The 12729-nt window shown below is 41.5% G+C and carries 9 protein-coding genes; 7 read left to right on the top strand and 2 right to left on the bottom strand.

The window, feature by feature from the left end; genetic code table 11:
• Positions 1 to 7: 7 nt before the first annotated feature.
• Positions 8 to 994, bottom strand: coding sequence for a hypothetical protein (locus tag FXV77_RS05560; RefSeq protein ID WP_148918213.1), 987 nt, complete (start codon positions 992 to 994; stop codon positions 8 to 10).
• A gap of 619 nt (positions 995 to 1613) precedes the next feature.
• On the opposite strand from FXV77_RS05560, the gene FXV77_RS05565 reads away from it, so the two are divergent.
• Both FXV77_RS05565 and FXV77_RS05570 read left to right on the top strand, forming a co-directional pair.
• The gene (locus FXV77_RS05565) at positions 1614 to 2609 is read left to right on the top strand and encodes a hypothetical protein (protein WP_187444018.1); all 996 of its coding nucleotides are present in this window, start codon (positions 1614 to 1616) and stop codon (positions 2607 to 2609) included.
• 97 nt (positions 2610 to 2706) lie between these two features.
• On the top strand, positions 2707 to 3477 hold the full coding sequence (locus FXV77_RS05570; RefSeq protein ID WP_148918215.1) for a hypothetical protein: 771 nt from the start codon (positions 2707 to 2709) through the stop codon (positions 3475 to 3477).
• 155 nt (positions 3478 to 3632) lie between these two features.
• On the opposite strand, the gene FXV77_RS05575 is transcribed toward FXV77_RS05570, so the two are convergent.
• Complete coding sequence (locus FXV77_RS05575) at positions 3633 to 3827, bottom strand: hypothetical protein (protein ID WP_148918216.1); 195 nt, start codon at positions 3825 to 3827, stop codon at positions 3633 to 3635.
• A gap of 196 nt (positions 3828 to 4023) precedes the next feature.
• Between FXV77_RS05575 and FXV77_RS05580 the strand changes: the two genes are divergently transcribed.
• The 5 genes from FXV77_RS05580 to FXV77_RS05600 all read left to right on the top strand — a co-directional run bounded on the left by FXV77_RS05580 (position 4024) and on the right by FXV77_RS05600 (position 12691).
• Positions 4024 to 5388, top strand: coding sequence for an IS110 family RNA-guided transposase (locus FXV77_RS05580; RefSeq protein ID WP_148918217.1), 1365 nt, complete (start codon positions 4024 to 4026; stop codon positions 5386 to 5388).
• A gap of 215 nt (positions 5389 to 5603) precedes the next feature.
• On the top strand, positions 5604 to 6212 hold the full coding sequence (locus FXV77_RS05585) for an RNA polymerase sigma factor (protein WP_148918218.1): 609 nt from the start codon (positions 5604 to 5606) through the stop codon (positions 6210 to 6212).
• A gap of 136 nt (positions 6213 to 6348) precedes the next feature.
• Positions 6349 to 7524: a FecR family protein gene (locus tag FXV77_RS05590; RefSeq protein ID WP_148918219.1), complete on the top strand. Its 1176-nt coding sequence runs from the start codon at positions 6349 to 6351 to the stop codon at positions 7522 to 7524.
• 288 nt (positions 7525 to 7812) lie between these two features.
• Positions 7813 to 11343, top strand: coding sequence for a SusC/RagA family TonB-linked outer membrane protein (locus FXV77_RS05595; RefSeq protein ID WP_187444019.1), 3531 nt, complete (start codon positions 7813 to 7815; stop codon positions 11341 to 11343).
• Position 11344: 1 nt separating this feature from the next.
• Positions 11345 to 12691: a RagB/SusD family nutrient uptake outer membrane protein gene (locus tag FXV77_RS05600; RefSeq protein WP_148918221.1), complete on the top strand. Its 1347-nt coding sequence runs from the start codon at positions 11345 to 11347 to the stop codon at positions 12689 to 12691.
• The last annotated feature ends 38 nt before the right edge of the window (positions 12692 to 12729 follow it).

Genomic DNA, 12729 nt, shown 5'->3' on the forward strand with positions numbered 1-12729 from the left:
TTTGAAGTTATTTCACAAATTTAATTGTTTTTGTCACTAATGGACATCCAGTATTCTTGCGATATGTATATGTTACCTCAATGAATTCTGCATCAAAGCTTGAATAGAAAGGTGTAGTATAATATTCGTCAACGATATTTCTGATTTGCTCTTTATCCCATCCTTCTGCCCATATTGACTTCATTATGGGGTCAGGAGCCGCATAATAGTATTTAGCTACGCCTTGCATTTTTCCATATTGAACCTCGTCATCTCTCCATTTTTTACTTCCGAAAAGCCCCCCTTTTCTATAAGCTTCACCTTTTATTCGCGCCCCGATTTTTCCATACGACGCGTAATTATTTGCAAAAGCTTCTAAAACGACTCGCTCTCGCCTTCCGGGTGCCGTACATTCCGGCTCTGTTACCCCCTTTGTCCCGGACCATGTTGCAAAAGCGGACATGAAGGGCGCACCGTCTATCTCAGCCACTCTCAATGGAGTACGTTCAATATTGAAAGTTTCCACATTTTGGGATGAAGCGTTTTGAGAAGTCACATTTGCAATCTTTGATTCATCGCCATCCGTAATAAGATATTCTTTTTCGTATGTGACGACATGGATCGTATCTCCGATAGCAAACACACCGTCCTGATTAATAACAGCACCGAAATTATCCACTCCTTCGACTGGATTAAGGTATTCTTCGTCAGTCTCAGCTAAGGCCGCGAACTTCGCCCTCAAGGATGAAAAACCTATACTGCTTTCCCAAGCGGCTATTACAGAATCTTCTTCGTTATCAAGCGAACCTACGACCGCTTGAAAAGACGCTAGATCGTCAAATCTGATATACCCTTTTTCAGTAATGGTAAAACCAGAGGTACGTGCAAGCGTGGATAATTCGCTTTCTGTCAGACCATCTGATTCCGGTGCAAAGCCGATGTCCGATTGTTTGTTACACCCGACAAACAGGACTCCCATCAAGGCAAGTCCAAAGATTGAATTTTTCAGTTTCATAATGTTGCTAATTAAATAAATAATAGTGGCAATCCGTTGTAGATTGTAACGGCGAAAGTAATAGTCTGCTGGTGTTTTCAATTATAGACAGGAACTCTTTTTCCTGTCTCGCATTTGAAAATAGTACATACGACACGCTTAATTCACTGCGCAACGACACAGAAATATCTTTTAATCATAATTATTCACTGATTTTAGATTTCGGTGAATAGCGAACCTCCTTTTTTTGTTTCCTGTTATATTGAACATAAATGCATTATTCAACAGATATACTCAATTTACATAAAACAGATTGGATGGCAATTCTCCGGGAAATGGAAAATCTACAAAAACTCATCGTGCTATTTCCCTATTTAATATGGCTCAAATCTCATTTCGTCGAAATTTTTATTGCTTTACAGAAACTTTAACTAACTATGTAATACCGATCTACCCAGAATAAATTTCTGTCTAAGGTCATATATTTAAATATACAATCATGAATATGAATTCTATTGCTAAATCACAAACTCACAGTTGGTTTTCGCTCACTCTGTTTTTGACAGTGATGATTTTAGTTTCTTCTTGTGGCAAACAAACGGCTGATCCGGCATTCAGTCTTGACGAAAAACTAGAACTTATGGATATCGCAACCTCAGTTCAAAGCCTTTCTACTGACTTGGCGACCAAGGAAGGTGCACTCCATTTTACCGATACCGCGAACTTTTTTTCGCAACTTGAAAAGATTATGGAATTGAGCGATGTAGAATTTAAAGAATTTGAAAAGTCTGTCGGGTTCAAAAGTTTATCGACTGTTCTCGAAGAAGCCTATAAAGCCTTTGATGAACTTGAAACAGAATCAGACCTACAGGCGTGGAAAGATAAATACGGCGACGTTGTGGAATTGCGCGACAGTATTGTGACGCCATTAATTCAACAACCTTCTTATCAACGGCTTGCTAACCGGCTAGGAGAGTATTACATTCATAATACTTACGTGAAAATTACCGAACGACAAGTTGCGCTAGTCGTTGGCGGAGATAAACGAAAATTGAAAGGTTCCGCGGACGTAAATAGCTCAGATGTTAAAAATGGTGTAATCGTATATGATCTTCCGAAGACACAACGAGTTCAGGAAAAAGAGTCAGATGGTTCTATGGTGACGAGTCAAGAAATTGCGAAATGCAATAATAGCTGGATGACGGCTATGCGGCAAGAAGGAAAGAGAAAAGTTTTCATAGATTTTTTTATATTACCTACAGTTGGACCAATGGGTACTAGCACAAAGGTTGAAGTGGTTGCTAAAGGCCATAAGAAAACTCTATTCGGATGGAATAAATACAAAACCAGGTACCATATTAAAACTGTCAATTATGAGTTGATTGATGCAAGAGGTAATAGGCAAGACGGTATCGATCTATCTAAACGACCGGGTTTCAATGACGAATATCAGTTGTTTCTTACAGATCAGCTTTCCGACGTCGTCCCATCAATAAGTTACACACTACCGGACAGCTTTATAAGAGTTAGTGGCAGAGCGCACAGTAGAGGGACAAATCCATATTGGGCTGTGGTTTGTTGTGTACCTGTTCCCTATTCTTGTCCTACCGATTACGAATATATTCCAGCCCTATGAAGACAGAATCAATTTTTAAAATCCAAAGTTATTGTAACACAAACTTCGACAGGTTGCACGCTCTCAGCGGCCTGTCATATACAGCAATGTTTACCCCATGATGAGTTATTATAAACTGATATTGTTTTCATTAATTACCGTTTTGTTGTTTGCTACGAAACTAGCGTTCTCTCAGAAAAAAATCGATTGGTATGCCACTGCCGGATTAGGAATAACGAGTATGCGTAATTTTAGCAGCCGTATTGCCGATTTAGATTTTAGCACCTATGCCGGCGACGCTTACATTGCGTATCGAGTAAAAGAGAATCCAAATTATATGGTCAGCGCCGGAATTGGAGTATCTGGCGACTTTAATGAAGATGGAATTTTCGGATGGGATGCTGGATTAAATCTTCGAAGCGCAGGCTTCAGTCTAACAGCAAACTTGCAAGAGTCTAAGGGTGAGCTCCCAGATTTTTTACAAGAGTCCTTACCCGAATTTGGAAAAACTAAAAGCTTTCAATATTTATCATTGCACGTGCCAATTTCTATCAACTATAATCCTTTTAAAGTTGTGGGCCTTACATTTGGCGCTGACATATACTTTCAAACGACTGATAGACTAACAGAGCGAGAATATCCGTACGGACAGATAGGACGCAGCTTAGGTTTTTCACACTCTTACAAACCTGAATATCGACATCCGTTCCAAGTAGGCGGACACGTGGGTATTTTTGCGCCCTTAGGTAAAAAAGTACGAATTGATATAACGTTGAATAGCGATATAGTATCAAGATTAAACGTGTCTTATTCAAATCCAGCCGTTTCCGACTGGAAGTTCCGAGAATTGGGACTTGCACTTAACGCGAGATATTATCTGGATTGGTAGGGTAAATCATTGGAGCATAAGATGCCTGGACCAAAATCAGCAATACAGCTTCTCCTTTTCTTATCCTTAATTATCTCCTTTGTTTATACCTTACAGTGCCACCAAGTTTAATGGACGTCGCTATACCACACGTTCCTGCTTCTATCTCGGATGCGTCATGGTAACTGATAATCTGCTCCGAAGCTTTTATATAAACTATAGGCATTTCCACCACCTAGTTCCGTACCGTCCTGTAGTTTGATTTTTCCGAAGTCGTATCCTGCACCAAACCACCCAAAAGGTAAACATCGCCAATGTAATATCTGGCGCCCGCGCTTAAGGAATACGCGTTTTGAAGCAAACGTCTCCATGCGAGAATCTATAGTCCACCTGTAACATGTCACTCAAATCCCTTTTGCAGCGCATACGGCAAGCAAAGTAGGGCTTTGCCCAACTTCCGCTTGCTCCGGTGACTCGTCCTAAAATTATTTGGTGATCCGTACTGGAATCCCGCACAGAAAATTTTGAATTAAAGAATGTGTCCCGTAGTTTCTAAATCATTAAATTATGAAAAAGAACACGATTTCTTTACAGATTGTAAATCCTGGAGCAGCAGGTATTGATGTAGGATCCCGCACACACGTTGTTGCTGTGGATCAAAATGTTGAAAATGTATGTTCCTTTGGTGTTTACACCAAAGATCATCATGATATGATCGCATACCTCCGTAATCATAACATTAGTACTGTAGCAATGGAAAGTACCGGTAGCTACTGGCAAACACTTTTTAGTGATTTGCAAAGTTCAGGGTTTGAGGTGATTTTAGTTTCAGGAAGCCAAACCAAAAATGTTAAAGGTAAGAAGACCGACGTAATTGATGCAATTTGGATCCAGAAATTACATTCTTTAGGCTTGTTATCGGGAAGCTTTTTACCGAATGCCATTATGCAGGAATTAAGAACCTATTACAATCATCGCCAACATTTGATAGAGCAGATTGCACGTTATACATTAAAAATGCAAAAATCACTCAGATTGATGAATGTAAGATTGGACGTCGCTTTGCGCGATATAACAGGAAGGTCCGGGATGAATATCATCGAAGCAATATTGGCAGGGCAACGGGATCCCTTATATTTGTCAACCTTAGTTGACATTCGTACTAAAAAGGCAAAGGAAGAAATCGCTAATTCACTACATGGTACATGGAGACCAGAGTTGTTATTTGAGCTTAAAGCCTGCTTGGATCTTTTCCATCATTTTAACAAAGCATTGACGGAATGTGATGAAGCAATTGAAAAACTTCTTGTTCGATATACACCTGAGAGAACAGTAACAAAGGAACAGGAAAAGTTATTTAGAAGTTACAATAGGAAAAAGAGTAAAAATGCGCCAGCTTTTAATATAGCAAGAACCGCCTATCAATTTTTTAGAACAGATCTTTTCGCCATAAATGGAGTAAGCCATAATACCGTGCTTTGTCTTATGACCAACCTTGGCGACGACATTTATAAATTCCCAACCGCAAAAAGCTTCGCATCATGGCTTAGGTTAGTGCCAAACAATAAAATTAGTGGTGGTCGAATATTAAGCAGTAAAGTTAAGAAAGGCAAGAATACCATTGCTACCGCTCTAAGACATGTAGCAAATTCTATAGGTAATCAAAAAGACCATGATCTTCTACCTTTTTTCAAAAGAATAGCCTTTAGAAAAGGCCGTGTAGCAGCTATTACAGCAACTGCTCGAAAGATTGCCACTATACTCTGGAATATGATCGTCAAAGCAGAACATTATTCATCGAAAAGAATAATTGCCGATCAGGAAAAATTCAGAAAGAACAGATTGAAGCAGGTACAGAAGAATATTCACAATCTTAAGCTTAGTCAAGAAGAAATGAATCAACTTATGCAGCGTTGTTTGCCGAAAGTATAATTACGTGTTGTACAGAAATACGTTTACAGATTTTTACTCTACGTCCTGCAATAGATTGACAACTGTATTTATTCCATTAAAAAAATTCCATCGCGAGCAGATGAAAGTTTATTCCCGATTGTATTAGTAAGAAAAGGGAGAGACAACTTGAAGAATAGCGTGATACATCGTGCCAGGCTTTGAGGTAGAATTTTGTATTTTTACACAAGAGCACGATGTACAACCAACAGATGGATCATAGCGAAGAAGTCAAGCTTCTGGTTGCATTGCAATCGGGGAGCCAGGCTGCTTTTGAGCAAATTTACCGAAAGTACAGTGCCCGCATCTACCTCAACGTCCTGAAGATGGTTAAGTCCGAAGGCGATGCCAGAGAACTCTTGCAAGATGTCTTTTTCAAGGTGTGGACGAAGCGCGAATTGATTGACCCAGACCAATCCTTTCGTTCTTACCTCTATCAGATTGCCAAATACACTGTTTACAATTTTATCCGGAGGAACAATCTAGAGAAACAGGTGTATGCCTATATTCGCCAGCATACTGATGTAGAGTACAGCCATATAGAAGAAGACCTGAGCTATAAAGAAAGTGAAATCTGGTTAACCAAAGCTATTGAACAATTGCCTCCCCAACGAAGGCAGGTATTCACACTATGCAAGATCGAAGGGAAAAGCTATTCCGAAGTCAGCGAACTCTTGGGCATCTCCCCTTCCACCATAAATGACCACATCGTGAAAGCCACAAAGTTTATCAAGGAGAGATACAACGATCGAGGGAATGTCCTGCTACTGACTTTGGCCTATTTACTGGTAGACTCGATAATATAGTAATGCCAACGATTCTTTTCGGAGTACACGCGTTTTAAGAAACCTTCTCCATTTTCAAAAAAAAATAAAAAAATTCTCTCGTTAGAGCAGATGAATCCTTTCCGCCAAGTGTAATAGCTATAAAACCACAACAATATTGGAACAGCATCAGGCACTTCGGGAAACATTTCGGCATTACGTAAACGGTCAGTTGAACGAGACCGAAGCAAAAGCTTTTTTAGCGCATGTCCAGTCCGGGCAAGATAGAGCATTGTTAAAAGAGCTTATCGAGGAAACATTTGGTAGTCCCCTCCACCAAGATCAACTGGTTGATCCCGGTCTGCGGACCATATTAGATGAATCGTGGGCCAACCTCCATAACCGGATTGCCCAATCTCCTGCAAAAAGTAACATCCGTTGGGGATGGATTATCGGCATTGCCGCTACAATGCTTTGTGTACTCACTGTCGGCATCGGACTGTACATTCGGGAAGACACCAAAACAACGAATCAGGTAGGAGCCGTCGTGCCAGGAACGCAAAGCGCGACTTTGACCCTCGTCGATGGGCGAAAAATCCGGCTTTCCGAAACCGATAACGGGCAGCTGGCAGAAGATGCTGGAGTTCGTATTTCCAAGAGTGCCGATGGGCAGTTGGTCTATGAGGTACTGGAAGATCAACCTATCGCTGCCGGCTACAACACCTTGTCCACAGCCAAAGGCGAAACTTACAAAGTAAAGCTTCCGGATGGTACACAAGTTTGGCTGAATGCGGCTTCGTCCATTCGATATGCAACCAATTTTTCTGTATACGGTACACGGCGGGTAACATTGGACGGAGAGGCCTATTTTGACGTAGCCAAAAATGCAGAACGACCGTTTGTCGTGCGTAGTGGCGATCAGGATGTCGAAGTGTTGGGTACCCGCTTCAACATCAATAGCTATACGGACGAAGCCGATGTATTGACTACCCTTTTGGAAGGATCGATACAGGTCAAGTTTCAAAAAGAAATTAAAACACTACGTCCGGGGCAACAGTCCAATCTATCTTCGTCGGGTAATCTAAGGGTGCGGGAGGTCGATACCGATCCCGTTATCTCTTGGATCAACAACGAATTTATGTTTGATGGGGATAATATCGAAACCGTCATGCGCAAGATCGCTCGTTGGTACAATGTCGACGTAGTCTATCAGGGAGCGATGACCACAGAAAAATTTGGAGGTGGTCTATCCCGGTTCGAAAGCGTGGAAGAGGTACTGCAACTTCTTGAAAAAACAGGCGCAGTCAAGTTTAGGATAGAGAACAGGATCATCTACGTACAGTCTAACGGATAGATGGTCGAGCGGAGAAATTTAAGTAAATAACAGTCATCATTAACCTAAAACACAAAAATATGAGTAGAAATATACGAGACAAATAAACACAGAGCATATCAACAAAAACAACCAAGCCTTTTTGAGGACTTGGTTGCCATTTGGACATTATTTTACTAACGTTTTACCGCAGCACGCTTTAGTTTTCGACGACAGCAGCGTACTGCTCACCAAACTCTACAAATGTATCGAAATTATGTAATAAAAATAGGCATAGATCATCATCTATGTCGTAGGATATGGCTTATTATGCGATTGACAACCCTTATTCTCTTAGTAGCACTTATGCATGTCAGTGCCAGTAGCCTTGCGCAAAAGGTTACGATAAATCACAGCAACAGTTCGTTAAAATCTGTCTTTAAGGAACTAAAGGCTCAGACGGGCTATAATTTTCTCTATACGGAAAGTCAGCTGCAAAAAGCCAAACCGGTAAGTATACAGGTAAAAAACACCGAATTGCAGCAGGTGCTACAACAGCTCTTTACCGATCAACCACTGACCTACGAACTGGATCGCAAAACCATTGTGATTCGGGAGAAACCCCGGCCGATCAAGGTCATATCACAAGGTGAACCCCATCACTTGGATCTGGAGCAAAAGCAACAACCTATCCGTGGCCGGGTAGTCAATGAAAAAGGCGAGCCGCTTGCCGGGGCGACGGTATATGTGCTGGATGGAGAGGGAAAGCGAACTAATGTGCTCACCACTTCGCAAGACAATGGTGAATTTTTGCTTACTGATGTAAAGGAAGATACGATATTGGAAATTACTTATTTGGGTTATAGTGTTTCAAAAATCATTGCGCAGGCTCAAATGGGAAGTATTATGTTGAAACCTTTAACGACAGAAGTAGAAGAAGTCGTGGTATCTACTGGATACGAACAGTTCGATCAAAAGAGTGCCACAGGAGCGTTCGAGGTTTTGGGTACTGATATTATCAATCGAAATACAGGCCAGGACATCCTAAGCCGAATCGAAAACATGTCATCGGGTTTATATTTTGACAAAAGCACTACTTCCGCAAGCTTTTCCTTAGTTGGACGAGCTCCAAATCACAACCTCTTTTTGCAGGGTGTCAGCACATTGAGAAGTACACATACCGGAGCTTCCTCACCACTGATCATTTTGGATAATTTCCCATACGAAGGAGATATTAATAGTATAAATCCCAACGACGTAGAATCGATCACCATCTTGAAGGACGCGGCGTCCGCTGCGATCTGGGGTGCAAAGGCAGGTAATGGTGTATTGGTAATCACCACCAAGGGAGCATCAAAAGATGGTAAGTTTAGAATGGATGTGCAGAGTAATATCCAGGTTCACGACAAGCCAGACCTTTATGCCAACCCTGTGATATCGAGCAAGGATCTGATAGACCTCGAAATGGATCTATATGAGAAAGGGTTCTTTAATTCTCGATACAACGCGCGGACAAAATTGGCACTGCCCCCCGTGGTCGAAATGCTTTACCGGTATGACAACGATCAGATTACTGAAGGTGAGCTTCAACACGCAATATCTCATTATCAGAACCAAGATGTAAGGACGAGCATGCTGAAGTATATGTATAGACAGTCCATGCTACAACAGCATAACGTCCGGATATCGGGAGGAAATGATCTTTACAGGATGGGAATGTCACTTGGCTACGATAAGTCGCTCGCAACCCGTATCGGAGACAGAAACGAGCGACTCACATGGAAACTGGACAACTCGTTAAAGTTCACGGATAAATTCAATATGGATATCGGTCTAAGGTGGAACATCGGCTCTGCTGAGCGTTCTTATGGCAGCGAGTATTATTCCGATAGCGGTTACAGGTTTCCTTATGTCAGTGTGGCAGATGAGGCCGGAAACCCGCTTAGCATACCTTGGGACTATCAAATGGGGTATATTGAAAATGCGGGAGAAGGGAGGTTGCTTGACTGGCACTTTAGACCATTGGACGAAGCTCGAAATCCGGTACAGCAAGACACGGGAAACGAACTGATGGTTGACCTCAGAGCAAAATATAAATTACTTCCGATATTGCAGTTACTTGTAGATTATAGATACGCAAGAAATTCAACCAGAGGCGATACCAATTACAATATTGATCATTATTATGTGCGCAATCTGATAAACAGAGGTACCGAACTGACGGACAACGGAACAGTATACCATTTCCCGTACGGCGGTATCCGAACTTTTAGCGACCAATTAACAAATAGCCACTACGGGCGTATGCAATTGAATCTATCAACAAACATCCATAAGGACCATCATATAAGAGCCATAGCGGGCATGGATATAACAGACAGCAAAGCCGAATCATCGGGACTTACAATGTACGGTTATGATGAGGAGCGTGGTCTGTTCGATACTTCGGTAGATCATCAGAAACAGTATCCAATTTTTGACAATCTGGCTTCATTCGGAACCATTGATTATCCAATATCGCCATACGGATACTTTATTGACCGCTCGGTTTCACTGTACTTTAACGGTACATATACTTTTTTGGATAGGCACATGTTATCGTCTAGTATCAGAAGGGATGCATCCAACATATTCGGAGTAGAAACAAATAACAAATGGACACCGCTATGGTCGGTAGGTTATGCCTACGTTCTTGACCGCGAGGAATTCTACAATGTCGATTGGTTAACGCAACTGAAACTTAGGGCGACCTACGGTGTCAGTGGGAATGTAGATAATTCGCTGAGTTCGCATGTAACCATGTCCTATACACCAAATGGTTCCAGTTGGGGAGTCCCCTATCAAGGAGGGTTTATTTCCACTCTTCCAAACCCCAACCTCAGATGGGAGAAAGTAAAACAATTGAATCTTGCCCTGGATTTCTCTATCGGTAAAGGGAACAGGATCACCGGGAGTATAGACTATTTCCATAAGCTTACCGACGACCTACTCTACAACGTACCTATTGACCCTACATTGGGCAAGTCCAATGCGACGCGAAACATAGCCAATACAGAGACTAGGGGTGTCAATGTGCAGTTATCATCCATCAATATAAGACGTCCGGTTACATGGACTTCGCATCTAAATTTTGGCTACAACAACAGTTGGATCATAGATACACATACAAAGTATGCAGGTCCCACAAGATATGTCGGCGACGGACTGACAGTTTCTGAGGAACCTGGCGCCATGATATATGGAATATATTCCTATAAATGGGCAGGTCTTGACCATGAAACGGGATTACCGATGGGTTTTGTAGACGGCGAAAAGTCAATGGATTATCGTTCCATATTGAGTAACGAGACCCAATTGGAGGATCTGGTATTGCATGGTTCGGCGAGGCCACTCTATTTCGGAGCCTTGCGCAACAATGTCTCATATAAAGACTTCACGCTATCTTTCAATATCGTCTATCAGTTCGATTACTATTTTAGGCGAAAAGGTCTCAGCTATGCCAACCTGCTAAACAATGGAAATGGACACGAGGATTACAACCGCAGGTGGCAAAATCCTGGCGATGAAGAATCGACGCACGTACCTGCTTTCGTGTATCCCCTAAATTCCTCCGCAAACACCTTCTATCTCGCCTCTGAGCCGCTTGTCGAACGCGGTGACTATATCCGTTTAAACGACATCCGGTTAGACTTTAATCGGAGTCTCCGATTGAGAACGCAACAGGTAGGCATGAATATTTTCGCAATGATAAATAATGTGGGCATGATCTGGAAAGCGACTAAACTGGATGTAGATCCACAGTATCGATCTAATATACCTCCGCCAAGGTATATGTCCTTTGGTTTAAGGTTAACATATTAATATGATGATGAATATTAAGAATTTATTGATTCTTCTTGTTGGCACAGTGCTGACAGGATGCAGTGATTTTCTGGATGAGAAAAGTGACAAGAAACTGGCAGTTCCGACTACCATACAAGATCTGGAAGCCCTATTGGGCTATACCAGTGATATGAACCTTTCTTATTGTGCCATTATAGGTGAGGTCGCCTCTGACAATTTGTTTCTTTCAGACGACACGTGGCTGGCATTGAACAGGGATGAAGACAGGGCTATGTACGTTTGGCAGTTTCTCCCTACGCTGGGAACTTATTGGGCAGGATCATACAACCGGGTGTTGAACGCTAACGTTGTACTCGAAAATGTCGACGATATTACAGATATGCCAGAATTAAAAAGAAATCAAGTTAAAGGAATGGCTCTATTCTATAGAGCATTGAGTTTTTTTGATCTACTGCAAATCTTTTCAAGATCATTCGATTCGGAAACCGCCGCAAATGTTCCCGGCATAGTATTAAGATTATCGGGAGATATTGATGAAGAACTATATCGAAATGATCAACAGGAATGTATGTTCCAGATTGAGAAGGATCTTCTTGCCGCAGAGAAGCTTCTGGAAGGCTGGATGCCAAACTATCCAACACAACCGTCCATAGCATCCGTTTATGCATTACTGTCAAAATATTATCTTATGACCAAGGATTATGATAAATCTCTGCATTTTGCGTCGAGATGTCTGGAAATTAGGAGTGATCTTTTAAATTATAATACAATCCCAGAGGGCAAATACCCCTTTGAAAGATATAACGCGGAGGTTTTGTTTTACGCACAGTCAAGTGGACAAACTATGGTTCAAGAATCCCGTGCCCGGGTTGCGCCGGAACTTTACGAGATGTACTCGGCCAGCGATAAGAGAAAAGAACTATTCTTTACAATTAATGCCGACGGATATCAAATGTTCACAGGGGATTACGGAAAAGGTTCATCCAGTCAAAAATTCTGCGGTCTGACCACGGCAGAAGTATGGTTAACGAGTGCTGAATGTAATATCCGGCTGAACAAAATAGAAGAAGCTATCGAAGACATGCATCATTTTATACAACATAGATACATTGTAACAGACCATCGGTTAGAAACAATGGAAAAGGAAGAATTCCTACATTTTGTTTTGGACGAACGCAGAAAGGAGTTGATTTTTAGAGGGGTTAGATGGTTTGATCTTAAAAGATTGACAAGTGAAGAATTAAGAGTAGACCGGTTGGTAAGGAAAATTGGGGGTAATGAAATTACTATTTCTATAGAGCAGCTTAAAGAATTTCGGTTTGCATTACCACAATCTGTTATCGATGCCACAGGTATAGAACAATAATGACATAACTTGATATAATTGAGTTGATTAATATAAAT

The organism is Sphingobacterium phlebotomi (genome assembly GCF_008180195.1).
In the GTDB taxonomy this organism is placed as follows: domain Bacteria; phylum Bacteroidota; class Bacteroidia; order Sphingobacteriales; family Sphingobacteriaceae; genus Sphingobacterium; species Sphingobacterium phlebotomi.